This is a genomic window from Actinomyces sp. Z16 (assembly GCF_003111765.1).
GTDB classification, from domain to species: domain Bacteria; phylum Actinomycetota; class Actinomycetes; order Actinomycetales; family Actinomycetaceae; genus Actinomyces; species Actinomyces glycerinitolerans.
On the sequence record NZ_CP027862.1, the window covers coordinates 2,778,089 to 2,804,754 of the forward strand.

Annotated in this window: 23 protein-coding genes; 14 read left to right on the plus strand and 9 right to left on the minus strand. The window is 66.8% G+C overall.

Features of this window, described 5'->3' with window-relative positions:
• Positions 1–43 precede the first annotated feature (43 nt).
• Entirely contained in the window at positions 44–523 is a 480-nt protein-coding gene (locus C3B71_RS11615) for a MerR family transcriptional regulator (RefSeq protein WP_108968211.1), read from the minus strand.
• A 189-nt stretch (positions 524–712) separates the two neighbouring features.
• On the opposite strand from C3B71_RS11615, the gene C3B71_RS11620 reads away from it, so the two are divergent.
• The 3 genes from C3B71_RS11620 (at position 713) to C3B71_RS11630 (ending at position 2,751) form a co-directional block, all read left to right on the plus strand.
• Entirely contained in the window at positions 713–1,009 is a 297-nt protein-coding gene (locus tag C3B71_RS11620; protein WP_108968213.1) for a YciI family protein, read from the plus strand.
• A 157-nt stretch (positions 1,010–1,166) separates the two neighbouring features.
• A complete protein-coding gene (locus tag C3B71_RS11625) occupies positions 1,167–1,727 on the plus strand; it encodes an NAD(P)H-dependent oxidoreductase (protein WP_108968216.1) in 561 nt (186 codons plus the stop codon).
• 118 nt (positions 1,728–1,845) lie between these two features.
• Complete coding sequence (locus tag C3B71_RS11630) at positions 1,846–2,751, plus strand: DsbA family protein (RefSeq protein WP_108968218.1); 906 nt, start codon at positions 1,846–1,848, stop codon at positions 2,749–2,751.
• Positions 2,752–2,782: 31 nt separating this feature from the next.
• Here the strand turns inward: C3B71_RS11630 and C3B71_RS11635 are convergent, their stop codons facing one another.
• Both C3B71_RS11635 and C3B71_RS11640 read right to left on the minus strand, forming a co-directional pair.
• Positions 2,783–3,430, minus strand: coding sequence for a response regulator transcription factor (locus C3B71_RS11635; RefSeq protein WP_073328559.1), 648 nt, complete (start codon positions 3,428–3,430; stop codon positions 2,783–2,785).
• Positions 3,427–4,557, minus strand: a complete 1,131-nt coding sequence (locus C3B71_RS11640) for a sensor histidine kinase (protein ID WP_073328556.1) — start codon at positions 4,555–4,557, stop codon at positions 3,427–3,429. The genes C3B71_RS11635 and C3B71_RS11640 overlap by 4 nt, the downstream gene beginning before the upstream one ends.
• A 172-nt stretch (positions 4,558–4,729) precedes the next feature.
• Between C3B71_RS11640 and C3B71_RS11645 the strand changes: the two genes are divergently transcribed.
• The 3 genes from C3B71_RS11645 to C3B71_RS11655 are packed head-to-tail and all read left to right on the plus strand — an operon-like array spanning position 4,730 to position 8,031.
• On the plus strand, positions 4,730–5,680 hold the full coding sequence (locus tag C3B71_RS11645; RefSeq protein ID WP_108969864.1) for an ABC transporter ATP-binding protein: 951 nt from the start codon (positions 4,730–4,732) through the stop codon (positions 5,678–5,680).
• A 1-nt stretch (position 5,681) separates the two neighbouring features.
• A complete protein-coding gene (locus C3B71_RS11650; RefSeq protein ID WP_108968220.1) occupies positions 5,682–6,830 on the plus strand; it encodes an ABC transporter permease in 1,149 nt (382 codons plus the stop codon).
• On the plus strand, positions 6,817–8,031 hold the full coding sequence (locus tag C3B71_RS11655; protein WP_181574833.1) for an ABC transporter permease: 1,215 nt from the start codon (positions 6,817–6,819) through the stop codon (positions 8,029–8,031). Before C3B71_RS11650 ends, C3B71_RS11655 begins: the two co-directional genes overlap by 14 nt.
• A gap of 1,475 nt (positions 8,032–9,506) precedes the next feature.
• On the opposite strand, the gene C3B71_RS11660 is transcribed toward C3B71_RS11655, so the two are convergent.
• Positions 9,507–10,490, minus strand: coding sequence for an alpha/beta hydrolase (locus tag C3B71_RS11660; RefSeq protein ID WP_073328551.1), 984 nt, complete (start codon positions 10,488–10,490; stop codon positions 9,507–9,509).
• Between the two features lie 152 nt (positions 10,491–10,642).
• Here C3B71_RS11660 and C3B71_RS11665 point away from each other — a divergent pair, with 152 nt between their 5' ends.
• The 5 genes from C3B71_RS11665 to C3B71_RS11685 all read left to right on the plus strand — a co-directional run bounded on the left by C3B71_RS11665 (position 10,643) and on the right by C3B71_RS11685 (position 16,141).
• Positions 10,643–11,602, plus strand: a complete 960-nt coding sequence (locus C3B71_RS11665) for a LysR family transcriptional regulator (protein ID WP_108968222.1) — start codon at positions 10,643–10,645, stop codon at positions 11,600–11,602.
• A 4-nt stretch (positions 11,603–11,606) separates the two neighbouring features.
• Positions 11,607–12,320, plus strand: a complete 714-nt coding sequence (locus C3B71_RS11670) for a response regulator transcription factor (protein ID WP_073328549.1) — start codon at positions 11,607–11,609, stop codon at positions 12,318–12,320.
• Positions 12,317–13,312: a sensor histidine kinase gene (locus tag C3B71_RS11675; RefSeq protein WP_108968225.1), complete on the plus strand. Its 996-nt coding sequence runs from the start codon at positions 12,317–12,319 to the stop codon at positions 13,310–13,312. The genes C3B71_RS11670 and C3B71_RS11675 overlap by 4 nt, the downstream gene beginning before the upstream one ends.
• Before the next feature lie 112 nt (positions 13,313–13,424).
• Positions 13,425–14,222: an ABC transporter ATP-binding protein gene (locus tag C3B71_RS11680; RefSeq protein WP_234415895.1), complete on the plus strand. Its 798-nt coding sequence runs from the start codon at positions 13,425–13,427 to the stop codon at positions 14,220–14,222.
• Positions 14,219–16,141, plus strand: coding sequence for an ABC transporter permease (locus tag C3B71_RS11685; protein ID WP_108968229.1), 1,923 nt, complete (start codon positions 14,219–14,221; stop codon positions 16,139–16,141). Before C3B71_RS11680 ends, C3B71_RS11685 begins: the two co-directional genes overlap by 4 nt.
• Before the next feature lie 22 nt (positions 16,142–16,163).
• On the opposite strand, the gene C3B71_RS11690 is transcribed toward C3B71_RS11685, so the two are convergent.
• The gene (locus tag C3B71_RS11690; RefSeq protein WP_199912501.1) at positions 16,164–17,237 is read right to left on the minus strand and encodes a LacI family DNA-binding transcriptional regulator; all 1,074 of its coding nucleotides are present in this window, start codon (positions 17,235–17,237) and stop codon (positions 16,164–16,166) included.
• A gap of 227 nt (positions 17,238–17,464) precedes the next feature.
• Between C3B71_RS11690 and C3B71_RS11695 the strand changes: the two genes are divergently transcribed.
• Genes C3B71_RS11695 through C3B71_RS11705 form a run of 3 tightly spaced genes read left to right on the plus strand, consistent with a single transcriptional unit; the run spans position 17,465 to position 21,098 of the window.
• Positions 17,465–18,955, plus strand: a complete 1,491-nt coding sequence (locus C3B71_RS11695; protein ID WP_234415896.1) for a sugar ABC transporter ATP-binding protein — start codon at positions 17,465–17,467, stop codon at positions 18,953–18,955.
• Entirely contained in the window at positions 18,952–19,935 is a 984-nt protein-coding gene (locus C3B71_RS11700) for an ABC transporter permease (RefSeq protein WP_108968233.1), read from the plus strand. The genes C3B71_RS11695 and C3B71_RS11700 overlap by 4 nt, the downstream gene beginning before the upstream one ends.
• Positions 19,936–19,982: 47 nt before the next feature.
• Positions 19,983–21,098, plus strand: coding sequence for a substrate-binding domain-containing protein (locus C3B71_RS11705; RefSeq protein ID WP_159097686.1), 1,116 nt, complete (start codon positions 19,983–19,985; stop codon positions 21,096–21,098).
• A gap of 185 nt (positions 21,099–21,283) precedes the next feature.
• On the opposite strand, the gene C3B71_RS11710 is transcribed toward C3B71_RS11705, so the two are convergent.
• From C3B71_RS11710 to C3B71_RS11725, 4 genes are all read right to left on the minus strand, one after another.
• Positions 21,284–21,583 carry a hypothetical protein gene (locus C3B71_RS11710; protein ID WP_146752329.1) on the minus strand — a complete coding sequence of 100 codons (300 nt, stop codon included), beginning with the start codon at positions 21,581–21,583 and terminating at the stop codon, positions 21,284–21,286.
• 144 nt (positions 21,584–21,727) lie between these two features.
• A complete protein-coding gene (locus tag C3B71_RS11715) occupies positions 21,728–23,221 on the minus strand; it encodes an ATP-binding cassette domain-containing protein (RefSeq protein WP_108968240.1) in 1,494 nt (497 codons plus the stop codon).
• Positions 23,222–23,645: 424 nt separating this feature from the next.
• A complete protein-coding gene (locus C3B71_RS11720) occupies positions 23,646–24,656 on the minus strand; it encodes an aldo/keto reductase (protein ID WP_108968242.1) in 1,011 nt (336 codons plus the stop codon).
• A 592-nt stretch (positions 24,657–25,248) separates the two neighbouring features.
• Positions 25,249–26,508 carry an ATP-binding protein gene (locus tag C3B71_RS11725; protein WP_108968244.1) on the minus strand — a complete coding sequence of 420 codons (1,260 nt, stop codon included), beginning with the start codon at positions 26,506–26,508 and terminating at the stop codon, positions 25,249–25,251.
• Positions 26,509–26,666 lie beyond the last annotated feature (158 nt).

Here is a 26,666-nt window from a genome sequence, read left to right on the forward strand (position 1 = left end):
TCCGGGACTATACGCCGGGCCCACGCGTCTCCGTCCGCCGAGGTCAGTAGCGGTGAATGCCGCAGCTCTCCTTGATGCGCCGTATCCGCGGCGGGAGCTGGTCCAGCGGCATGTTTCGCGGGGCGTCGCAGGATCCCGTCGCCGCGGCAACCTCGTAAAACCAACATTTGTAGTCGATGAAGTCGAGGGTGGTCTGCAGTTCCTCCAGCTCGCGCAGGACCTCGCGGCGACGCGCCTGGACCATGCGACGACGCGCTTCGATCGTGGAGTCCCCCTCGAAGTAGAGCCGCACATATTCGCGGATCTCCTTGATGGGCATGCCGGACTTCTTCAATCGCTCCACGTACCGGATCCACTCCAGGTCGTCCTCGGTGAAGCGCCGCGTTCCCCCGCCCGTGCGGGCAACGCCCGGAATGAGGCCTTCCCGGTCGTAGAAGCGCAGGGCCGACGTCGTCAGGTCGGTCTCCCGGGCGGCCTCCCCGATCGTGTAGGTGCGTTCCGCGACTGCGGCTGGAGTGCTCATTAAGGCTCATACCCTTCGAATGTGACGACGGCCGCCCGACGGCCGCTTGACCTGAAGCTCACTTCAACTTGAAGACTATCCCCATCGGCGAGGTGCGCGGCTGCGGCTCCGCCGGGCCGAGCACGACCGCCGCTCTTGCGCAGTCCCGTCACAGCGGGACTGCCGACTCATGTTGTTCAAGGAGCACTCGTGTTCGTCATCGATCTGACCATCACCGAAGAGGTCGACGACGCCGTAGCGGCCGAGCACCTGGCCGCCCACCGGCGTTGGTTCGCCTCCCACGTCGAGTCCGGGGACTTCCTCCTGCTCGGACCCCGCCGGGACCGCTCGGGCGCCGGGATCGTCCTCGCCCGCGCCGAGTCCCGGGCGGCGCTCGAGGAGATCCTCGCCGGCGACATCTACCACCCGGAAGGCGCCACCTACGAGGTCGCCGAGTTCAAGGCGACCATGGGGGCACCGGCCCTGGCCGACCTGCTGGAGTCCTGAGGCCGCGCCGGGCTCTGCCAGTACCTGGCAGCCGGTACCCGCGAACACTTAGGTTCGTGGCCGGGAAATCCGAGCCGGTCTCCCCGGCAGGCCATACTTCGCCCGGGGAGCTCCCCTCCAAACCAACCAGTCGCATCCGCTCTTCGAAGGAGTTCTCTTGAAGACCACCGTCCTCGTCTTCCACCCCCGCCTGAACGCAGGCTCGCGCGTCAACGCGCGCCTGGCGCAGGCCGCCCGGGCTGCCGGCACCCCCGACACGCCCGTCGAGGTCCGGGACCTGTACGCCCTCTACCCGGACTTCCGCATCGACGTCGAGGCCGAGAAGGCCGTGCTGACCGCCGCCGACCGCATCGTCTGGCAGTTTCCCATGTACTGGTACTCAACCCCCTCGCTGCTCAAGCAGTGGGAGGACGACGTCCTGGAGCACGGCTGGGCCTACGGCTCCACCGGCACCGCCCTGCACGGCAAGGAGCTCGGCGTGGCCGTCTCCCCCGGCGCCCCCACCGAGCGCTACGGCCACGAGGGCGCCTTCCACTACACGGTCACCGACCTGCTGCGTCCGCTGCAGGCGACCAGCAACCTGATCGGCACCCGTTTCCTGCGGCCCTTCGTCACCACCGGCGCCATGGCCATCTCCGATGCCGACCTGGAGGCTCAGGCCGACGCCTACACGGCATGGCTGACCGGCGAGGTGCCCGCGCTCGGCGACTTCGAGTAAGTCCACTCTCCTCGGCCGTGGAGCCCCCGCGGCCGAGGAGACTGCGCAGGGCTCTCGTACCCGTCTGGGCAGTGGGCGGGATGACCTTCGACCGGCGTCGTTTCGCCTAGGAGTGGACATGTCTGTGGCTACAAGCGGGCACGGGGCGCCCGAACAGGTTGGTCCCAAGGCGCTGATCACCCAGTTCACCGATCCCATGATGGGGCTGTCATGGGAGTGCGAACCGACTCTGCGCAGGGTGGAGACGCACTTCCCGGGTGCGGTCGACTTCGACACCGCGATGGGCCTGCTGGTGCGCGACGTGTCCGACTTCATGACGCCGGCCGAGCGCACTCTGGATGCGGCCGCCGGCATCCGCGCCTACAACGCCAGGCTGGCGGATATCTACCGCGAGGAAGAGCCGCTCGCGGGTATGCCCATCAACATGGAGGGCTTCTCCCTGTTCTCCCCGGCCCGGCGCTCATCGCTCCCGCTCAACCTCGCCTATGAGGCGGTCCGGTTGATCGCCCCCGGCCAGGCGGAGCGTTTCCTCTACCGGCTGCGCTTCGCGACGGTCGTCGAATGCCGGCCCACCACCGCGACCGAGGAGCTGGTGGAGGTGGTGCGCGCCTGCGGCCTGGACATCGGCGCCTTCCTGGCGGCCTTCGACGGGCCGGCGGCCAGGGCGGCCCTGCGGGCGAGCCTCGAACGCCGAGCGGCCCTGGGCATCAGGGGTCTGCCCGCATTCATGATCAGCTACGGCGATACCAGGATGCTGCTGGGCGGGGTCTGCGACTACGACGCCCTCGCCGCTGCGCTCGAGCGCGTCTCCGGCGGCCGGATGCAGCCGGCCGCCGTCAGCCCGACGACGACGGCGGTTGATGAGCTGTTGGCGGCCCACCCGCTGCTGTCCGACGTCGAGATCGGCGCAGCCCTGGACCTGAGTGGGCCGGATCAGGCACGCGACTTGGCCACTCCCCTCCTCGACGCCGGCCGTGCCCGGCTCCTTCAGGCACCACGAGGCTGGTTCATCGAGCGGGTGTGAGCGCGCCCCGTTTCATAGCGGGCATCGGCGGTCAGGGAAGCTTGGAGCCGCGGTAGTAGAGCACCGCGATCTGGGTGCGGTTGCGTAGGCCGAGCTTGGCCAGGATGGCGCTGATGTGATTGCGCACCGTGCCCTCGCTCAGGTGCAGCCGGTCCGCCGTCTCGGCGTTGTCGAGCCCCCCGCTGATGGCCTGAACCACCTCGTACTCACGCTCGGTCAGCGCGGCAAAGGCCGGAGGGCGTACGTCTCCGGGCGTCGCCGCACCCGTCGCCATCCCCATGGCGGCGGTTCGCTCGAGTACCCGCCCCTCCAGGACGCTCATCCCGGTCATGACACTCCGCAGCGCGGGGGCTATCTGCGCCACGTCCTGCTTGATCAGGTAGCCGCGGGCCCCCAGTTGCAGCGCCCGTGCAATGTACTCATCGTCGGCGAAGGTGGTCAGAAAGACCACCTTCGCGCCCGGATCCAGGGCGAGGATCTGCTCGGCCGCATCCAAGCCGTCGGCTCCGGGCATCTGTATGTCCAACAACACCACGTCGGGGTGCGCGTCTCGGAAACCGGCTACCGCCTCCAGGCCGCTGGCGCCCACACCGACCACGTCGATATCCGCCTCGGCCCCCAGGATCGTCGCCAGGGAATGGGCGAGCAGACGATCGTCGTCGACGATTAGTACCTTCACGCGGTCTCCTTCGGGATGGTGGCGAGCACCGTGAACCTCGGAGAAGTCAGGATACGGAGCGTTCCCCCCAGGGACTCGACCCGATCGGTCATGGAACGTGTGCCGAGCCCCATGCCGTCGGCGTCCGGACGTGCGCTCAGCAGCGGCTGTGGGGACTCGGCCCACGCCGGGACGGAGCCGTCGTTGGCGATCGTCAGCCGCCAGAATCCGGGGAAGTCCGCGACCGTCACCCAGGCGGTCCTCGCCTCGCCGTGGCGGGCGGCGTTGGTCAGGGCCTCGCGTGTCACCGCGACCAGGCAGCGCGTCACCAGTGCCGGTGGAGACGCGTCGGGAGCACAATCGACCCTCACCTGCGCGACGCCACAGCCCACAGCGAGCCGGTTGAGAGCCACGGCCAGGTCCTCGCCCGTGTCATCCAGGGCATGAACCCCTGCGCGCATGGCCGACAGCGCCTCGTCAGCTGTCTGCGCAATCTGCCTCAGTTCGGCCACCGCAGCCGAGTCATCCCGGTGGGCGGCTTGGGCGGCGTGCACCTGGAACAGCAGACGAGTGAGCAGGTGCCCGACGCCGTCGTGAATCTCCCGGGCAATCCGAGTGCGCTCCGACAAGGCCGCGGCACGCGTCTCGTACTCTTGAGCCTGCTCCAGCCGAGCCTGCGTCTCCTGCAGCGCGGTAACCCGATGCTGTAGATCGTCCCGAACGGCGTGCAAGGCGCTGCGGGCACGGTCCACCTGCCCGGTGCGCACCGCCAGCAGGGCGGCCACCGCCGCCAGGGCCGCCGCCACCGACACAACGGCCCCAGAATCACGCCGCAGCGCCAACACCAGGGGTGCCACACAGATCACCGCGCCGCCCCATGCCCAACGGCCCCGATCCGAGACCGCCCCCACCAGCTCATAGACGGCCAGTGGCACTCCCACGGCGGCCGCAGAGTCCGCGCATCCCGCCAGCAGGTAGGCGGCCGGCAGGGCACCCACGGCCGGCCACCGCCCCCAGGCGGCACAGGTCCCACTGCAGGTGACGGCAACCAGGAACCACACGATCGTCGTCGGCGTGGGCATCCCGAACACCAGCACCAGGGGGACGCAGGCCGCCAGCACCACGGTCCTGTCCGTCAGCTCCCTCACGCACCGATTATCAGCCACGGCGGCGCGGCGAGTGCGCGGACGGTGACAGCCCCTGACATTTGTCACGACCGGGCCGCCACCTCATGACAGCAGGCACTTCCGGCACCGTGCCGCCTCGCGCAACCATGGCCCCGAACCCGATCGACGGGCGAAAGGAGACGACGTGTCCGACATGGCGGTGGTCGTTGATGACCTGGTCAAGCGCTACGGGGAGCTGGTAGCCGTGGACGGGCTGTCGCTGGAGGTCGCCTCGGGCGAGATCCTCGGGCTGCTCGGCCCGAACGGCTCGGGTAAGACCACGGCGATCAATTGCATACTGCAGCTGCTTACCTACAACCGGGGCGAGATCCGCGTATTCGGCGAGCCGATGTCGGCCACCGCCTACGAGCTCAAGCGGCGAATCGGGGTGGTGCCGCAGGAGGTGGCCGTCTTCGAGGAGCTCACAGTCCGGGAGAACATCGACGCCTTCTGCGCCCTGTACGTCTCCGATCGCGCCCGCCGTCGCGAGCTGGTGCAGGAGGCGATCGACTTCGTGGACCTGGGGCGGTTCGCCAGGTTCCGCCCCAAGAAGCTCTCCGGCGGGCTGCTGCGCCGCCTGAACATCGCCTGCGGCATCGTGCACCGCCCCGATCTAATCATCCTGGATGAACCCACCGTGGCCGTCGACCCGCAGAGCCGCAGCGCCATCCTCGACGGGATCAAACACCTCAACACCCGCGGCGCCACCATCGTCTACACCAGTCACTACATGGAGGAGGTGGAGCAGCTTTGCACGCGGATCATCATCATGGACCGGGGCAGGCAGATCGCCGGCGGCACCGCCAGCGAGCTCAAGGCGATGATCGGCACCGGTGAGCGCATCCGCGTGGAGGTCGTCTCCCCCGCCGAGCTCGGCGAGCGCGAGCTGGAGCCGGTGCGTCGAGCGGAGCACGTCCGCACCGTCACCTACGAGCCGCCCGAGCTGGTCGTCGAGTGCGCGCCGGGGGCGCACAACCTAGCCGACGTGCTGGCGGCACTGGCGGCGGTGGACGTGACTTGTGGCCGGGTGACCTCCGAGCCGCCGACCCTGAACGACGTGTTCCTGGAGATCACCGGCCGGGCGCTGCGCGATGAGGCGGCCTGATATGCCCACCGTCTTCCGTTACCAGGTGCTCCGACTCCTGCGCGACAGGATCCTGCTGTTGTGGACACTCGGCATGCCGATCGCACTGTCCCTGATGTTCATGATGATGTTCTCCGGGCTGGAGGCGGGTTACGCCGTCGACCCCATCCGGGTCGGGATCGTGCGTGATGATGCCTACGCGGCCGAGGCGGGATTGGGTGGCGCCCTTGACACCGTCTCCGCCGACGACGCCGAACTGCGGCTGCTCGATCCCGTGGCCTACGACACCGCGGAGCAGGCCGAGGCGGCCGTTCGCGACGGCGCGGTGGTCGGCTACATCGCGGTCCAGAGTGGCACGCCCGTGCTGCACCTGTCCCCGGAAGGCAATGACCTGTCCACCACCCCGGTACTGCGCGCCATGCTGGACACCTACGTGCACAGCCGCGACGAGATCACCTCGCTGATCGCCGCGGGAGCACCGCCCGCGGATGCCGCCGCCGCAGTACAGGGCCGCCACGCATTCACCACCGAGGTCCAGGTCACCCGTGTGCCCGGAAAGCCCGAGGTGCCGTATTACTTCGCGCTGCTCGCCTTCACCAGCGGCATGGGTATGACGATCGCGGTAGTCGCCATCCGGGAGATCACCGCCCCTTCAGGGCCTCTGGCGGCGCGCCGCAACCTGGGGGCACTGCCGCGCTGGAGACTGCTCCTGGGGACGCTTTCCGCGGCCTGGGCATGCACCTGGGCCTGCCTGGTACTGGCATTCATATTCATGCGATTCGTGGTGGGTGTGGACTTCGGCCCCTACACGGCGCTATGCCTGTTGGCAATCGGGATCTCCAGCCTCATGGCCTGCGCCGCCGGCTCGGTCCTGGGAACCTTCCCGCGGATGCCGCTGGGCGGAGTCTCGGCAATCAGTTGCCTACTGTCCCTGTTCTGCGGGCTGTACGGCACCGCCTCACAGCGACTAGCCAATGCCATCGAACTCAGCGCCCCGCTGGCGTCCCAGCTCAATCCCCTATGGCAGGCGACCCGATGCTTCTACGGGCTGCTCTACTACGACTCCCTGGAGCCATTCGCTCGCAGCTGCGCCGTGCTGGCGGGTATGAGCGTCATATTCCTGCTGATCGCCCTAATGCGCATGCGGAGGACGAACCATGAGTACCTTTAAGACCTCGCTGCGGATTCTGGTGGCGCACCGCCTCTACATCCTGATCTACCTGGTGCTCATGAGCGCGGGCGCTGTCTTCGTCGGGACCGGCTCCGGCAACGCGACCGACGCCGGCGTCACCCAGGTGACGGCGGATGTTGCCGTGATCGACCGCGACGACTCCGCGGTATCCCGGGCACTGGCCGAATACGTGGGCTCCGTCGGCAACACCCAGCCGCTGGAAGACACCAAACAGGCACTCCAGGACGCCACCGCCAAGGACCGCATCCAGTACATCCTGATCATCCCCGCCGGCTTCGGCGAGGAGCTACAGGCCGCGGCCCAGGACGGAACCCAGCCGCCCGCCGTGAAGACCGTCGTCAGCTACCGGTCCTACATGGGCTCACTCATGAACGTGCACACCAACTCGTACCTGAACCAGGTCTACGACTATCTGCATGCCCTGAACACGGATGCCACCGGCACCCAGTCCGCCGAACAGTCCGTGGAGCGGGCCGTGACCCTGGCAAAAGGTTCAATGCGCGGCGGCTCCGCCGCTCGGCTCATCACCCAAGACGCACTCCCTCTGCCGGAGTCCTTGAAGCTGTATACGCTGTTCTCACTGTTCCCGCTGACGGCCTTCTGCGTGGTAGCGATTGCGGTGCTCATGGCCTCCCTCAACCGACCTCCCGTGCACTCCCGCGTGTCTTCCGCGCCCGTGACCGGCCGCTCACGCGGCCTGGGGCTGCTGGGCGCATGTCTTCTAGTGGGTCTGGTGGCATGGTTGTGGTTCTTCTGCCTGGGCACTGCGGTCTTCGCCGCCGATCGCATCGTGGATGCGGCACCACGGCTGGGGGTGATCGGTCTCGCGCTGGCCGCGTATACCCTGAATGGAGTAGCCATGGGCTTCCTCGTGGGGCAACTGCGACTGGGGGAGAACGCCGCGAACGCCATCGCAGTCATCGGCGGCATGGCATTCTCCGTCCTAGCGGGCGCGTGGGCCCCCCTGGACATGCTGCCCGACGCCGTGATCGCGGTCGCGCGGCTCACACCCGGATATTGGGCCACCCTGGCCACCGGTGGCGCCTTCAACGCCGGCTCGACCTCCGCCCAGGTGCTCACGCCGCTGCTCGGGTACTGCGGGATATGCGCCCTGTTCGCCGTCGCCATCGGAGCGATCGGGCTGGGTGTCGGCCGCTCACGGGCACGTGCGGCGGTCTAACCAGACATCGAGTCATCGGCAGAAATGTCCATCGGTGCCCACTTTCACCGCAGCCAGCCCATAGTTTCACGGCTCTTCGCGTTTGTGGGTGTGGTGGTTCGGGCTCGCGGTTGGTCGTGTTCGGCGCGCTGTTCGGCGCGGACGGGTCCGACTTGGTGGTCGTGTTCGGGACGATGAGGTCGTGCTCGGGCGTGCGGGAAACGAGGTCGTGGGTCCTGCGCGGACGTTCTGAGGCTGACGACGACGTCACCGGCGGCGGGGATGTCCTCGGGGCGGTGTCACGGGCGTGGAGCGAGTGGGATCGAGGCCAGGGCGCGGTCGTTGGGTACGCCCCTTCGGCCTCTGCTACGCCAGTTTGGCCTCCGCTGAAGGGCCCAGACCCCTTCAGCAGACACCCAACCGGCGTAGTAAACAGGCGCTTCCGGTTTGCGGGTGTGAGGTTCGGCCGGGGCTGTGGTGTGGGGTGGTGGTTGGTGCGGTGCGGTCGTGCTCGGGTCGGCGGGGACGTCGTCGGGCCGCCTAGGACGCTCTCCCGGGAGGCGTCCTCGAGGGCCGGGGCGTGTCCTCTAGCAACCCCGCCAGGCCATCCGGACCGGCTCGTCGTGCTTGTGGATGTGGCGGCCGGCGTGTCTCCGGGCGAGGAAACCGGTGGGCCTGCCGGTTCACCACGGTGACCGCCGCCCAGCTGTCACTGATTGCACCACTTTACCTGCCCGGACACGAGCCACCTAGCGCACATCGTTGAAATCATGCGGTTCTGTCGACCAAGGTTGCGGCATGTCCCAGCAAAGTGGTGCAATCTGTGACAGCTGGGAGCACCATCGGATGCTCACGGGCGCTGCGGATTGTGGGTGTGGTGGTTCGGGCCCGCGGGTGGTCGTGCCCGGGCGCACGAGGTCGGCGTGGGGTCTGCGCGGACGTTCTGAGGCTGACGAGGACATGTGGCCGGCGGGGTCGTGTTCGGGCTGGCGAGGACGTCCTCGGCCCGGTAGGGACACCCTCGCCGCCGGCCGGGCGGAGTGCTCGAGGACGCGGGTTAAACCTCCACGGCGCCGGCTCGTCATGCCAGGCCTGGCTGCACTTGGCTGCCGATAGCTCCGGCGCCCTGGAGCGGGACCGTCTACTGCGCCGCGTCGCCGTCTGCAACGCCACTTCGGCGTTAACAACGCCAGTTAACCGTCTGCTGAAGGCCCCAGAGGTATACAGCAGAGCGTTAAGTAGCGTTGTTAACGCCCAGCCGGCGCACCAAACACCCCACCCCACGTCACCCCACCCCATGCCATACATCGGCAGCACTCCTGCCGCAGCCCGAGACAACCACCACAGCCCCAAACCGGAAGAACCACTTTTCCTCTCGGCACGCCGCCCGGGACAAGCTCCTCAAAGCCGTCGGAGGCCGAGGCCAAGCCAGCGGGGTGGGCCGCCGCCACACGGCGGCCCACCCCGGAGTGCTCAGAGCTGCGCGAAGATGCGACTCAGCCGAGGTTGGTGCGCAGGAACTCGGTGATCCTCTCCCACGGGATGGCGCCGTTCTCGCCGCCGTCGTACAGGTCGGTGTGGGAGGCGCCGGGGATGGAGACGAATTCCTTGTTGTCGCCCTGCAGGCGGGCGAAGGCGTCCTTACCCATGTAGTAGGAGTGGGCCGCCTCCCCGTGGACGATCATGACGGCGTTCTCGATCTCCTCGATGTAGCCGAGCAGGGTCGCGTTCATCAGCGAGGAGCCACCGATGACCGTCCACCCGTCGTTGGAGTTCAGGGAGCGGGGGTGGTAGCCGCGGGGCGTCTTGTAGTAGGCGTAGTAGTCCTTGACGAAGCCGGGAGCATCCTCGGGCAGCGGGTCTACTACCCCGCCGGCCAGGGCGTAGGTGCCGGAGCGGTAGTCGGCGGTGCGCTGGGCGGCCACGGATGCGCGCGTCTGATTGCGGGCCTCGGCGGAGTCGGCGGAGTCGAAGTAGCCGTTCGCGGCCACCCGGCTCATGTCGTACATGGTGGAGACCACGGTGGCCTTGATCCGCGGGTCGGCGGCCGCGGCAGCCAGCGCCATGCCGCCCCAGCCGCAGACGCCGATGATGCCGACGCGTTCGGGGTCGACGTCGTCGCGCACGGACAGGAAGTCGACGGCGGCCTGGAAGTCCTCGATGTTGATGTCCGGGGAGTTCATGTAGCGGGGCGTGCCGCCGGACTCGCCGGTGAAGCTGGGGTCGAAGGCGATCGTGAGGAAGCCGCGCTCGGCCATGGTCTGGGCGTACAGGCCACTGGACTGCTCCTTGACGGCGCCGAAGGGCCCGCTCACGGCCAACGCGGGCAGCTTGCCGTCGGCGTCCTTCGGCTTGTACAGGTCGGCGGCCAGGGTGATGCCGAAGCGCGTGTGGAAGGTGACCTTCTCATGGTCCACGGCGTCGGACTGGGGGAAGACCTTGTCCCACTCCTGGGTCAGTTCGAGGTTCTCGGTGCTCATTTCCTGACGCTCCGTTCTCTGTATCTGTGGCTGTGCGTGGCGCCCCGTTACGGTGCGGAACGCCTCCGGCATCTAAATTAACCACTCGGGCAACATGACGCTAATGACCGTTTGTCATGCCTGACATGCCGTCTTGGCATATCTTGTTGGACATGGAGATACGCACACTGCGGTACTTCGCCGCCGTGGCCCGGGAGGAGAACATGACCCGAGCCGCCGCACAGCTGCACGTCTCGCAGCCTACGCTTTCGAAGCAGATGAAGGCGCTGGAGCGGGAGTTGGGGCACAAGCTGTTCGTCAGGCACTCCTTCAGCATCGAGCTCACCGAGGAGGGCCGACTGCTGCGCGAACGGGCCGAGGATCTAATCGGCCTGGCAGACCGTATCGAGGCCGACTTCCTTACCCTGGGTGACATCACCGGAGGCGATCTGTACCTGGGGCTGGCCGAGTCCTACCAGGTGGGTCTGCTCGCCCGCCAGCTCAAGCTGCTCAAGCAGGAGTGCCCCGGACTGCGCTACCACGTCACCAGCGGCGACACCGAGCAGGTCACCGAGAAGCTGGACCGGGGCCTGCTCGACTTCGCGGCGATCGTCGAGGAGCCCGACGGCGAGCGCTTCAGCCGGTACGAGACGCTGCCCCTGCCCGTGGCGGACAGGTGGGGCGTGGTGCTGCGGCACGACGACGCCCTGGCCGGCAAGAAGGCCGTCACCGTGGACGACCTGGCGGGACTACCGCTCTTCTGCTCGGAGCAGTCCTGGGCACGAGACATCCCGGCCTGGGCCGGCAGCCGCATGGGCGAGCTGCAACTTGAGGGCACCTTCCGCCTGCCCTACAACGGCGCGGTCTTCGCCCGCGAGGGCCTGGGCTACCTGCTCACCTTCGACCACCTGGTGGACACCAGCCCCTCCAGCGGACTGGCCTTCCGCCCGCTGGAGCCGGCACTCGAGTCGCGGATGTACCTCATCTGGCGGCGGCAGCAGGCTCACTCCCCCATGGCGGAGCGCTTCCTGGAACGGCTGCGCGCCTCGCTGGCCGACGACGACACGCCCGCACCATCCACTAGCCTGTCGGTGCAACCGCGGTCGACCTCGAGAACACCGAGAAGGAGCTGAGCACGTGTACAGAGTTCTGGTGGTGGAGGATGATGCGGCGCTGGCACGCGGCATCATCGGCCTGTTAGAGCGCTACCAGTACGACTGCACCGCGGCATCCGACTTCGGAAACCTGCTGCACGAGGTCGAGCGCGTCGATCCGGACGTCGTCCTGTTGGACGTGAATCTGCCGCGCTACGACGGTTTCTACTGGTGTCGCCGCATCAGGGAGGTCTCCAAAATCCCTATCATCATCGTGTCCGCCCGGGACGCCACCGGCGACCAGGTCCGAGGCATCGAAGCGGGCGCAGACGACTATCTGACCAAACCCTTCGATCCGGAGCTACTGCTGGCCAAGGTCGGTGGTGTGATTCGACGCGCCTACGGGGATTTGAGTTCCGCGGATGCCGAGGACGCGCTCACGGTGCGGGATTTAATTCTGTTCCCCGGGCGGCAGCTGGCGGCCATCGGCGGCCAGGAGGTCGAGCTGTCACTCACGGAGACGAAACTGCTGCAGGCCCTGATGCAGGCGCATCCCGATGCGGCCTCACGCGATCGGCTACTCGCCTCCGCCTGGGAGGACGCCGCCTACGTGGAGGACAACACCCTCACCGTCAATATTCGCCGGCTACGCGGCCGCCTCTCAGGACACCGTGTTGGAGTTGAGCTCAGAGCCGTGCGCGGATACGGATACCGGCTCGTCGTCGGCGCGGATGAGCGTGGCGGAGGCACCACGTGAGACTGTTTCTGCGCGAGCACCTGGGCATCGTGATGCTATTCGTCCTGGTTGTGGGAGGGCTGCTACCGCTTTACCAAGGTGTTGGCGGATTCAACACCACCGGCGGCATGACCTACTTCTTGTGCCTGTCCGGTTTTCTGCTGGTGGCGACCCTTACGGTGCGGTATTTCCGACGTCGGCGGCTGTATCGCTGGCTCGGCTCCCCCGGCCGGGTCCTGGAGGAGCTGCTCGGACAGGAGTCCACCGATCCGCTCGTCAATGCCTTCATCCAACACGGCAACGCCAGTTACCAGCGCTACCTGGGGCTGCTCACGGAGCAGCAGGCGGCGACCGAGCAGTGGCGCACCCATATCGTCCAGTGGGTGCACCAGATGAAGACGCCGCTCAGTGTTATCCGCCTGCTGGCGCAGGACGGCGAGGGGAGCCGTGATCCCTTCCCTGTTCTTTGTGAGCTCGACCGGTTGCAGCGGCAGTTGGATCTGGTGCTGAGTCTGGCCCGGATCGAGCGCTTCGAGAACGATCTGGTGACCGAGCAGGTGCACCTGAGTGATCTGGCACGTGGGGTCATGCAACAGAATCAGCGGCTGTTCCTGCAGAGCGAAGTGAGCGTCGCCTGTACCGGCGAGGACGTCGTGGTGAACACGGATCGCAAGTGGATCGGCTTCGTCGTGGACCAGCTGATCCACAACGCGGTTAAGTTCTCCGAACCGGGATCCTCGGTGGAGGTACGCATCGGCGCCCGACCGGAGGGAGCGCAGCTGAGTGTCATTGATACCGGCTGCGGCATACGTCCCCGCGACCTGCCACGCGTGTGCGACCTGTACTACACCGGTTCAAATGGTCGAGCGGGCTCGCAGTCCTCCGGGGTGGGCCTGTACCTGGTCAAGCAGGTGCTCGAACGCCTCGGACACTCGCTGCAGATCACTTCGGCCGTCGATGAGGGAACCACCGTCACCGTGCGCTTCGGCACAAGCACAGCCGCGGCTGCCTGACCACACCGCAGGTGACAGCGATTGTCACCCACCGTCACCCGCTTCGATGGTTCGCGCCCCGTGCGGGCAATAGCTTTAACGGCAGTTGCCGAACACACGGAAGGGGCAAGCAATGACTGAAACGGCAATGCGAAACACCGTGACACACGAGCCCGGACCGGCCGTGGTGTCCCTGGAGGGCGTGAGCAAGATTTACGGGGACACGGTCAGGGTCAAGGCCGTCAATCAGCTCTCGCTGCGCATAGGCGCGGGCGAACTGGTGGCAATCATGGGGCCCTCGGGTAGTGGCAAGTCCACGGTCCTGAATCTGGTGGCGGGAATCCTGCCGGCCACCTCGGGCACCGTACGCGTTGGAGGTCAGAATCCGGCCGACCTGAGCGAGGAGGAGGCCGCAGTCTTCCGGCGGACACGGCTGGGGTTCGTGTTTCAAGACTTCAACCTGGTGGACACGCTGACCATTCAGGAGAACATCATGCTGCCGCTCATGCTGGCATCGGATGAGAGCCCCGCCCGCATGCGACGCCGCTCCCGGGCGGTGGCGGAGCAGCTCGGCATCGGGGATGTCCTGGCCCACCGGGTGCATGAGGTTTCGGGCGGTCAGGCGCAGCGGGCGGCCATCGGGCGGGCGATCATTCACGGACCGCAGCTGCTGCTCGCGGACGAGCCGACCGGGAATCTCGATTCCGCGGCCGCACAGGACGTCATGCGCATCTTCTCCGATCTCAACGAGCGCCAAGGGGTATCCACCATCGTGGTCACCCATGATGCGCGCACCGCGAGCTGGTGCAAACGGGTGGTGTTCATCAAGGACGGGGCCGTGCACTCCGAGCTGTATCGGGAGAACGACCGACTGGCCTTCTACGACCAGATCCTGAACGTGCTCAAGCTCATCGGCGGTGAGGGACGATGACCCTCTGGCAGTTCGCGAAGCATAATGTCCTGCGCGATGCGGAGACCTACATCGCCTACTGGTTGAGCAGCGTCTTCACCGTCACGATCTTCTTCATCTTCGCCGTCAACGCCGACCACCCCGAACTGGATCAGGGCGGCGGTAGCATCCAGCTGTTCATGCGGATGGCCTCGGTGATCGTGCTTGTGTTCGCGGTCGTGTTCCTGTCGCTTTCGATCTACTCCTTCGTGGATCGGCGCAGGCGCACCTTCGGCACCCTGCGGGCCATGGGCATGTCACGCCGCCAGTTACGTCGCATGCTGCTGGCGGAGAACTCCCTGATCGGAGCCAGCGCCATTGTGGTCGGCATGCTCGTGGGGACGGCCTTCGGCCACCTGTCGGTACTGATCATGGCGCGCATCGTCCGCCTGTCCAACATCACCTGGAAGACTCCCCTGGCACCGATCCGCGATACGGCGATCGGATTCGCGGTGGTGTTCGTGCTGGTGACCCTGCTCCTGGTTCGCGGCCTGTCCCGGCGCCCCGTACTCGAGCTGCTCTCCTCCTCGGGGCACGAGGCCAAGGGCGTGCGCTTCTCCAGCCCGCTGGCCGTTGTCGGGGTGGTGGTACTGCTACTCGGATACGCGTTGACCTTCTACCCGCGCTATGCAGGATCCGCCCCGGCGCTGATCGACCGCGCCCTGGAGAAGACGCTGAACTACGTGCTGATCGGGTGCTTCATGGTGGGCACATTCCTGGTTCTGAGCCAGTTCGTCTTCCTGGCCATCACCGGCATCCAGAAGCACTCACGCCGCTACCTTCGCGGCGGCAACGCGCTGTGGGTCTCGGCACTGCTGTACCGCCTGAAGAGCGGGGTGACCTCCATGTTCATCTCCACCATGCTGCTCACCGCGGCCTTCTGCGCCATCACCGCATCCATCTCCCTGGCCATGTCCGTCCGCGCCGATATCACGGCCAGCGTCCCCTTCGCCGCCACCTACTACGCCTTTGGCGACAGCGATCGGGAGGCAGGGGACCTCGCGCTCATTGAGCGGGAGCTGGACGGCAACGGCATCGATCATCAGCAGTACACGCTGGACTTCATCCTCCTGGGAGAAGGAGACGATGTGGGTCTGGTGGACACCAAGTTCGTATCCGAGGAGGAGTACGGCCGGGTGACCGGAGAGCACCCCGACCTGGCGGCCGGCCAGGCGCTCGACATCAGTGGGGCGAGCGAAACAACCGGGAGTACGGTCGGCGTGGATGGCGTCGGCGAGCTCGAGGTGGTAGGCGCCGGCACCCGGCTGCTCGACAATCCGCGCAACATTGACTGTTACGTGGTCGCCGACCAGACACTGCAGGAGATCTCCCAGCAACCGCGCACGACCTCCATGCGTGCCCACCTGTTCGACTTCGACGACGCGCTGCATGACTCCGGCGCCCGCGCCTTCTCCACCACCGTGCGCAATACGATCGGCGTCGGGATGGCTGATGGCGAGAGCTTCCTGTTCATCCCGCGCATTGATGAGATCGACGCCGACGAGTTCAGCCACCAGATCTTCACCTACGTGGGCGTGCTATTCTCCGCGGTCTTCATGGCCGCCTCGGCCAGCCTGATCTACTTCCGGCTGGTTTCCAGCGTGCGGGACAACCTGCCGATCACACGGAACCTGCACCGCATGGGCATGTCGCTGCGGGAGATTCTGCGCGTGCAGCGCAGGCAACTGCTGGTACTGTTCACCGTTCCGGTGCTGCTGGCGGTCGTCAACACGGGCTTCGCCATGAACTACCTGGTGATGGCACGGATCGCCTCCCGGCTCCTGTACGGGCGCTTCCTGATCATCCTCATCCCGCTGCTCGCCCTGCAGGCCGGCTACTTCGCCTTCCTGAGCAGTCGCTTCTCGGCCAAGGTGCGCATCTTCCTGAAAGATCCGCAGTAGGCGGGCGCGTATTCCGGGCACCTCAGGATGTGGGGAGATCGAGTCGATCATCCGGCTCGATCTCCCCACTGCCGCGAGTAATGAACTGCGTGGGGATCACAATGTGCTCCGGCCGGAGAACCTCACCCTCCAGGCGGCGGAACAGGCGCTGCGCCGCCACCCTTCCCATGCGCCGGGGGTCCTGCCGCACTACCGTGAGCGCCGGCTGAAGCATGTCCGCCAGCGGCAGGTCGTCGAAGCCGACGTGCGCTATCCGGTTGCGCAGTTCCAGATTGTGCAACGCGTGCAGCGCCCCCTCGGTGAGGAGGTTCTGCCCACTGAAGATCGCCGTCGGCGGGCACGGCTCATTGAAGAGCCCAGTGACGGCGCACTCGGCCGCCCCCGCCCCTACCAGCCCGGACACCACGATGGCGCCGTCGGCGTCGGCGCCGCGAGACGTAAATGCGGCTGCGAACCCCTCTTGCCGCTCCACCGCGGTGGCCACATTCAGGCGCTCGGTGAGCAGGGCAATACGGCGGTGACCACGCTCAAGCAGGTGCGCGGTCGCCCGCTCTGCCGCAGCCCGGGTATCACTGGTTACACGGTCGGCCTCGATTCCGTGCGGCGCCCGATCCACGAAGACGATCGGCACCCCCAGGTGCAGCACCCGCTCCAGCGCAGCCCCGTCCGCCGTGGTGGTGTTGACGATGATGCCGTCCACGTGGCGTCTGATGGAGTCCTCGACCGCCGCCACCTCCCGCTCCGGCTCCTCGTCCAGGCTGGAGGCCAGCACCGCCACATCGTGCTCGCGGGCGACGTCCTCCACACCCCGGTGGAGCTCTCCGGCGAAGGGATTGTCAACGCTGCCCACCAACAGGGCGATGGTGCGTGTGGCGCCGCCGGGGCGGCGCAGGCTGCCGGCGCGCAGGTCCACGTGGTAATCCAACTCACGGACGGCATCCCAGACACGCTCGGCGGTGGCGTCGGAGACATTGGGCTCGCCGTTGACCACGCGCGAAACCGTCTTGACGCCGACTCCCGCCAGGCGGGCGACCTGCTTCATGGTGGCCCGCCGCTGCATCCCCGGCGTCGCGCCGGCAGACGAGTATGACGTCACTGTCTCCTCCCCGATTCTTAAGACGCACTTGACCCGAGTGGAAACCAACCGTACCATCGTCACTGCGATTGACATCGTTGTCAGTACTGGAACGCCGCCACTTGGAGGCATCCCAGTAACCCCTTCCCACCGGCCGCTTCGGCGGCCCTCCCAGCCGCGCCCGGCACCGCCGCCCGCGGATCACCTCAAGCAATGGAGCAGATATGGCACCACCACAACCACCCCGGTTGAGACTGACAGACGTCTCCAAGTCCTTTCCCGGAGTGCAGGCTCTCAGCAGCGTGTCCTTCGACCTGATGCCAGGAGAAGTGCACGCTCTCGTCGGGGAGAACGGCGCCGGCAAATCCACCCTGGTGAAGATCCTCACCGGTATCCACCCGGACTTCGAGGGCAGCTACGAGTACGACGGCGCCCCGGCAGCCTTCCGCACCATTCGCGACGCCCAACGCGCCGGCATCGCCATCGTCCACCAGGAACTCAACATGATGGCCGACCTGAGCGTGGCGCAGAACATCTTCATCGGCAGGGAGTCCTCCTCTCTGTTGGTCTCCGATCGCGCGCTGAACCGCCGTGCCCAGGAGCTGCTCGCCGAGCACGAGGTCGACGTAGCCCCGCAAACCCTGTTGCGGGACCTGTCGGTCTCCAAGGCACAGCTGGTGGAGATCGTGCGCGCCATGTCCTTCGAGGCGACCAAGGTGCTGATTCTGGACGAGCCGACGGCGGCGCTGTCGGAGGCCGAGAGCGCCGAGTTGCTTCAGCGAGTGCGACGGTTACGGGACCGCGGTGTCTCGGTCGTCTACATCTCTCACCGCATGCACGAGGTCATGGCGATCGCCGACCGCATTACGGTCCTGCGCGACGGCGCGCATGTGGGCACGCTCAAGACGGCCGAAACCGACCTCGACGAGATCATCGAGATGATGGTGGGCAGGCAGGTCGTCAACACCCCGAAAACCCACTCCGACGTAGCACCCGACGCGCCCGTCGTCATGCGGGCCGAGCATCTCGCCTCCGCCGACGTCAAGGACGTGTCCTTCACCCTCCATCGCGGGGAGATCCTCGGATTCGCGGGTCTGGTCGGCGCCGGCCGCACGGAGGCCATGCGGATTGTCGCAGGTGCGGAGCGTCCCACATCCGGGCGGCTGGAGGTCAACGGCGCCGAGGTGTCCTTCCACCGTCCCAAAGACGCTATTCATGCGGGAATCGCCTATCTGTCCGAGGATCGCAAGCGCTTCGGCCTGGTCACGGGCCTGTCCGTCAGCGACAACACAGTCCTGGCCTCCTACGACGCCTTCACCACCGCCACGGTCGTACACGAACGTGCGGTACAACGCGCAACCCGCAAGTACGTGGACATGCTGCGCATCAAGACCCCGTCCACACGCCAGCGCGTACGCAACCTCTCCGGCGGCAACCAGCAGAAGGTGGTGCTGGCCAAGTGGCTGCTGCGCGACGTCGACATCCTCATCTTCGATGAGCCCACACGCGGCATCGACATCGGTGCGCGCGCAGAGATCTATCAGCTCATGCGCGATCTGGTCACGCGGGGCAAGTCGATCATCCTCGTCTCCTCAGACCTCGATGAGGTCCTCCACCTGTCCGATCGCGTAGTTGTCATGCGCGAGGGACGCAAGACCGGAGAGCTGGACGCCTCCGAGGCAACGCAGATCAAGATCATGGAATTGGCCACCAAGCAGGAAGAAGGTCGCGCAGCATGAGCGCAAACATCACCAAGAACAACCCACTGCGTGCGCTACCGATGCAACAGTTGATGGCGCTGGCGGCACTGGTCATCCTGTATGCGTTCTTCGCCGTATTCGGCAATCACTTCCTGTCCCCCAGCACCTTCGTGTCGATCCTCGACTCGTCCTACTACATCGGTTTCCTGGCCATCGGGATGACCTTCGTCATCATCACCGCGGGCATCGACCTGTCCTCCGGGACGGTGATGGTCGGCTCCGCGCTGGTCGGCGGCGTGGCATACAACGTATGGCACCTTCCGATCGGCCTCGCGCTGCTGGTGGTACTCGCAACCGGGGTCGCCTTCGGCATCGGCAACGGAATCCTGGTCGGCTTCCTGCATATCCCGCCTTTCATCGCCACCCTGGGCATGCAGTTCGCCTCCCTCGGCCTGTGCGCGGTGATCGCCCAGGTGCAGACACAGACCTTCCCGAGCCTGACCTCCGACGACGGCTGGTTCAAGACGGTCCTGTACAAGGCGGGGAACCTGCCCGTGGGCATCCTCTGGCTGGCCGCGTTCTTCGTAATCGCCTGGTTCATCCTCACCCGCACCAAGCTCGGCCGCTACACCTACGCCATCGGCTCCAACGAGGAGGCGGTCGAGCTGTCCGGCGTGGTGGTCTCCCGCTGGAAGTTCTGGGTCTACGTGCTCAACGGCTTCTTCTGCGGACTGGCCGGGGTCATCTACGCGGCCACCTTCTCCTCCATTACACCCCAGACCGGCAACGGTCAGGAGATGTACGCGATCGCCGCATGCGTGATCGGCGGTACCTCACTGGCCGGGGGCGTCGGCTCCCTGTGGGGAACCATCATCGGCGTCTTCGTCATCTCCGTGCTCAAGACGGGCCTGCTCTCCATGGGCCTGCCGGTGCAGTGGCAGCAGGTCCTCATCGGCGTCGTCGTAGTGCTCGCGGTCCTGCTCGACGTCATCCGCTCGCGTCGCTCCGGCCGCGCCTGATCCCGCCAACCGTTCTCCTCCCCCACCCCATGAAAGGAAAAACAACCATGACCACCATGCTCACCCGGAGGACCGCACTGACGGCGGCGCTCGTATCCGCCTGCTCGGTATCCCTGCTGGCCGCTTGCAGTGACGACGGCGGCTCCGCAGGTGCGGACGGAAAGATGAAGGTCATCATCATCTCCAAGAGCTACCAGAACCAGTTCTATCAGGCCGCCTTCAAGGGCGCGCAGGACGCCGCCGACGAGCTCGGCGTCGACCTGGAGACCAATGGGCCCGACGCGGAGAGCAATGTCTCCCAGCAGGTGGAGCAGCTCGCCTCCGCGGTCAACCAGCGGCCGGCCGCGATCGCCCTGGCGGCCTGCCAGCCCGACGCCGTGCAGGACGCCCTGGTGAACGCCAAGAACCAGAACATCCCGGTGATCGGCTTCGACTCGGGCGTGCCCGACGACGCCTCCGGCGCGGTGCTGGCCACCGCGACCACGGACAACGAGGTAGCGGGCGGCAACGTCGCCACCAACCTCGCCGCCAACGCCGATCTGCAATCCGCCCTGGCCTCCGCGAGCGCGGACTCCCCCGCCGTCATCGGGGTCCTGGCACAGGACTCGACCTCCGGCTCGATCGTCCAGCGTGTGGACGGCTTCACCGCCACCCTCGTGACCGAGTTGGAGAAGCTTGACGGCCTCGCCGGTGCGGTCGACGTGTCCGGACAGCAGCGTTGGACCACGCCTTCGACCAACCCCGCCAAGGTGAAGATCGTCGTCACCGTACCGCCCACCACCAGCCAGGCGGACATTCAGTCCGCGGCCACCTCGATCCTGTCCACGGACGGCCTGGTGGCCTTGTTCGCCGCCAACCAGGACGCCGTCAACGGCGTCATCAGCGCCACCGCTGACGCCTCCCAGTTGGACCGTGACTCCGGCCGCTACAAGGACCTGCTGGTGGTGGGCTTCGACGCCGGCACTTCACAAAAGGACGCCGTGCGCTCCGGGGCCTTCCTCGGCTCGGTGACCCAGGACCCCTACCAGATGGGATACCAGGCGGTCACCCTCGCCGTGCAGGCGGCGAATGGTGAGAGCGTTGAGGACGTGGACACCGGTTCACACTGGTATGACTCCTCCAACATCGATGATGAGGACATCTCGGTGCTCCTGTACGACTGAGAGAACCGAACGACGTGGTGGCCGGGCGGCGCGTTACCGCCCGGCCACCACGTGTCTCCACGGCGGTCGGTGGGGCACTCCCCCAGCGGCCTCATCTAGGCGCGGCGCTCGGGTATGTTCTGCGCCTGCGGACAGCCCGCACCGAGGCCATGCGGCCTGGATCCTGATACGCGGAGGGGCCAATATCAAAGCCTGTCGACGAACTCCGCAGCAACCTCGAGAGGGACCGGATCCCATTTCCTCACGTACTGGATGGCAGACACACGGCCTCTTTTCCCCGAGTCGCGTGTGCGCCTGATGTAATCAAGATCGAGCGGGCACTCCGCAAGCATACGATCCACCGAGGCTCCGTACATGTACCGAAAGTGCAGCCTCTGCAAGTCTTTCTTTGTCAACGCAGAGTTGCGTGAAGCAAAAACAGCGACCGCCAGCAACAGGACGACCGGAACCACAAAAAAGATTACGGCCAACACTGCCTCAGACAAGCTTTTGCCCCTCTTTCCCGACACCGCGCAAGTGCTTCAAATCCGCCACGTGCAGCGTATCACCCAGGCTCGCTGACTCACTGAGCCGGGTTGGCTTCGCGACTGCGTCCCAATGACTCTCCCGTTTCCTCGGCGAGTCGCCGACTACTCCAAGGCCAGCCGCAGTCCTTCCGCGCTCTCCCTGCCGATCCGCCAGGTTATAGTGGTGGTCGCCTCCACCAGGGCGGCGTCGTGGGAGACGAGCAGCAGCGCCCCCGGGAATGCTGCCAGCATCCGTTCCAGCGCCCGGATGGAGCCGATGTCCAGGTGGTTGGTGGGCTCGTCCATGACGATCAGCTCCGGCCGGTCGAGGACGCCGAGTGCGAGCATGAGCTTGCGCATCTCGCCGGGGCTGATTGCGTCCCCCTCCAGGACCCGCTCCGGAGAGGAGTTGAGCCTGGCGACGATCAACAGCACCCGGCCACGCCGTTCGGCATCCAGCCCGGCCAGGCGCGCCAGCGTCGCTTCCCGCGCCGCCCGGTCGGGTTCTTGGGGCACATACAGCCGCGCCGTGTCCTCCGGCAGCCGCGCCAGCAGCGCTCGGACGAGCGTGGTCTTGCCGGTGCCGTTGTCGCCCACCAGTGCCACGTGGTCGCGACTGTTCAGGTGCAGCGCCGGCGTGCGCAGGGTTGTGGCCTCTCCCAGGAGCAGGGCGAGCGGCTGTGTGCGCAGCAGTACTGGACGACGGCTCGGGGCGGAGTCGACCCACAGGTCGGCGTCGTAGCGCTTGTCGATGTGCATGGCCTCCACCTGGGCGTTCGCGCGGGCGAGCCGGGCCTCCATGCGGGAGGCGAGCCGGCCCGTCTTGCCGTCCTGTCCGGTCACCACCGCTAAGCGTCGACGGAAGCGTGCGTCGTTGTCGTGCTTGGCGATGTTGCGGGCGGAGCGGCGGGAGGCGGTGCGGGAAGCCTCCTCGCGGCGTCGTTGGGTCTCTCGAGCCAGGCGCCGCTGCTCCCGCTTGGCCGCCTCACGGCGCTGGACGGCGCTCTCCCGCTCCAGCTCGGCCTGGGCGAAGCCCTGCGTGTAACCGCCCGGCCGCATGACGGCGGTACCGGCGTTCATGAACAGGCACTGAGCGCACAGGGCGTCCAGCAGGGCCCGGTCGTGGGAGATGAGGATGCCGACGCCGTTGAAATGCGCCAGGGCGGCACGGATGGCCGCGCGGGCCGCGGCGTCGGCATGGTTGGTCGGCTCGTCAACCACCAGCAGGTCCGGCTGCTCCCACAGCGCGCAGGCGACCTGGACCAGCTTGCGCTGTCCGCCCGAGAGCGTGTCGTAGCGCCAGGCCCACTCGTCGGCGACGCCGAGGTCGCGGCGCAGCCGCGTGGCGACCTCGTCATAGGCGCAGGCGAAGTCCATCAGCGTCGGCGGTGGCGCGGCGGCGTCCTGGGCACAGTAGTGGGACACCAGGCGCGGAGCCACTGCGCCGGCGTCGGGGTCCAGTTCCCCGCAGGCGATGCGGGCGAGGGTGGTCTTACCGCAGCCGTTGTCGCCGACGACGCCGGTCCAGCCGGCCGGGAAGGTGGCGGTTACGCCGGACAGTGCCGGAGAGGCGGTGCCGGGGTAGGTGTGGTGGATATCGGACAGGGTGAGCTGCATGCGGGCCTCCTGGAGGGGTAGGAGGCCGTACGGCGGTGCAGGCTGTTCGCAATTTCGCAACGAGGACTGTCCGACAAGGCAGTACTTGCGCGGAGGATGCCGCGTCCGTCGAGGCGGGTCCGGCATTCAACCGGCCGGCGCGGGAGCTCAGGCCGACGGCGGATCGGTATGGAGGTCAGCGACGCTGCACCCCGGGCACGGCCTCATGGGTTAAGTCTGTTTCCGTGCGCCCGTGGGGCATCGCTACTTCCTCATGGGCCCGACGTTACTGGGCAGGCGCGCGCCCGTCCAGCCCTGTCGCAGTCTTTCCCGCCTTCGACAGTCCTCCGCCGCCGCGGGTGTGCAGTCGATGTGCGAGGCGAGACTCCGCCCCGGCGAGAGCATTAGCTACTGCCGGGGCGGAGCGATTCTGATCGTGATTCGGTTACTTGCTCACGCTGGTGCCGGCGAGCGGCTTGTCGCCGGGGCGGGCGAGCGGGCCGACCAGCTCGTGGGGCTGGTAGGGCTCCTCCAGGTAGGCGATCTCCTCGTCGGTAAGCTTCAGGTCCAGGGCGCGCACGGCGTCGTCGACCCGGCTGGGCCGCGAGCAGCCGACGATCGGCGCGGCCACACCCCGTGCCCAGTGCCAGGCCAGAGCCACGTCCGCCATGGGAACGCCGTGCTTCTCGGCGGTCTCGGCCACGCGCTCGATGATGGGCATATCGATCTCGCGGTCGCGGTCGTACTTACTGCTCATGACCTTGTCGGTGGTGGAGCGCACGGAGTCGGAGTCCCAGGTGGGTCGGGTGAGGTGACCGGAGGCCAGCGGGCTGTACGGCGTCAGGGACATGCCGTACTGCTGGCACACGGGGATCAGCTCGCGCTCGTCCTCGCGGTAGAGCAGGTTGTAGTGGTTCTGCATGGAGGCGAAGCGAGTCCAGCCGCCCGCGTCCGCAGCCAGCTGCAGGTTGTGCAGCTGGTAGCCGTACATGGCCGAGGCACCCAGGGCACGGACCTTGCCCGCCTTCACCAGGCCGTCCAGCGCCTCCATGGTCTCTTCGACCGGGGTGTCGTAGTCGAAGCGGTGGATGATGTACAGGTCCAGGTAGTCGGTGCCCAGGCGCTTGAGGCTGCCCTCGATCTCCCGGTTGATCGCCTCCCGGGACAGGTGCCCCTCGTTGAAGTAGACCTTCGAGGCGAGTACCACATCCTCCCGCTTGACGCCGAGGTTCTTCAGGGAGGCGCCGATGAACTCCTCGCTGGTGCCGCGGGCGTAGACGTTGGCGGTGTCGATGAAGTTCACGCCCAGCTCCAGGGCGCGGGCGATCACTTCCTGGGTGGCGCTCTGGTCGATGGACCACTGGTGGGAGTCGGGGAAGACCTCCCCGAAGCTCATGCCGCCGATGCACAGGCGGGGGATGGTGATGTCCGTGGTTCCGAGCTTGGTGTACTCCATGTCAGAGTCTCCTTGGGTACGTGAGTCGGTATGCGCGTTCGGGCGCGGGGCGGCGACGCCGTCGCCCCGGCCTTAGCGTGCCCCGGGCGGAGCCCGCACAGCCAGGTTCTGGCAGTGCCCCTCGTGGCGGCCCGACGAGCGCAGGCCCCGGCGACACGGCCGCAATCCTTCCGCGCACAACGACGAAAGTGTCCATCCGTCGCCATTTTCAACTTGGCATTCCCTCACCGCCCACTGGGAACAACGTGTTTGCGCCGATAAGAAGCGGTTTCCAACAGAAAGCACCGTTGTCGTCAAACGAAAGTGGCGACGGATGGACACTTAGGAGCGGCATGGGATATGGGCACGCATGCCACCGTGGGGTCGGCCGCGCCTATGGAAAGAGCACCGGCAGCTCGGACGAACCCCGGCCAACGGTCGCAGGACGCCACACCTTCAAACGCGAGCAGTCGCATCACGGCCCGACCGGGCTAGACCAGCACGCCGTGCGTCGGACGGCCACGAGTGGCGAAATTCGGGAGTCGCGTTCCCGAATTTGACCGGCGGCGCGTCGTCGGGATGCCCGTCACGCGATCACGCCAGCACCGCGGTATCAGTTGCGCAGACAAGCCAGGGGGATGACGAAAACGCCGTCATCTCGGCGGTAAGCGGTGGCTCCAGCGGTAATCACCGCAAGGAAGGACGGCTCGCCCATTCGATCCAAGTCCACACGGTCCCGCAAACGACGCAGGTGGGCAGCAGCATCGTCAAGCTGCGCGGAGCCGAGTTTTACCTCGACCGGCGCCCACCGTCCGTCGGCGAGGACGATGACGGCATCCGCCTCCAGACCGGTCTTGTCGCGGTAGTGGAAGAGCGTCCCGTCGTTGGCTTCGGCGTAGACCCTTAGGTCGCGCACGCACAGCGATTCGAACTGCAGTCCGAAGGTCTCGAAGTCACGTAACAGGTCAGCCGGAGTCCAGCGCATGACGGCAGCACCAATCGATGGGTCCACGAAGTGACGGGTCGGGCTGGTTCTTATCGCGGTCTTCGAACGCAGCGCGGGGTTCCATGCAGGCAGATCCTCGATCACGTAGGCGCGCGATAATGCGTCGAGATAGTCGCTTACCGTGTTAGGCGCCATGGAGGCTTCATCAACCGCGAGGTCGGCCGCGATCGTGGCCTGTGAGGCCTGAGTGGAGACATGACGCGCATAGGCGCGCATGAGCGCACGCATGCGAGTGGCGTTCCGGGTGACACCATCCATGCGCGCTACGTCGGAGTCGACCAACCCCTCAACGTAGTTCCTTGCCAGGCGCCCAGCCGGCACCGCTGCACCTGCGGTGACGGCGGCAGGCCAGCCGCCACGGCAGAGCACCCGCGCCATGTCTTCCACGTCAAGCGTGGCGACGCCGGCTATCTCCGTTTCTCCGTCAAACAGCGCCTTTAGAGACACCTGCCCAGCGGACTCCTCCGACTCGAAGAGCGTCATGGTCCGCATGACCAGGGAGGCAATCCTCCCAACGCCGGAGTGCATCCCCTGTACAGTCGGCGTGGATGAGCCGGTGAGTATGAACTGCCCCGGCTCGCCGCGACGGTCGACGGCGAAGCGGATCGCATCCCACAGCTGCGGCGCCATCTGCCACTCGTCTATGAGTCGCGGCGTCTCCCCTTCCAGCAGCGCGGAGGGCTTTGCATCCGCCAGCGCGAGGTAGGACCGACTGCGGTCAGGATCCTGGAGGTAGATGACGCTGCCGGCCTGTTGCAAGGAGGTAGCGGTTTTGCCGCACCACTTCGGTCCCCTGACTTGCACCGCACCGCTGATCGCCAGGGCCTCGCCAAGCAGGTCGTCTGCGAGTCGTGGCAGGTAGCGCATAGCTCGTTCCTCCAGCTTCCGAAACCCGCAACTTTATGCCGCTAGCCTACCCGATTGCGCGACTTGGACCGGATCCGTTGCGTCAGTTGGACCGGATCCGTTGCGTCAGTTGGACCAGATCCGTTGCGTCAGTTGGACCGGATCCGTTGCGTCAGTTG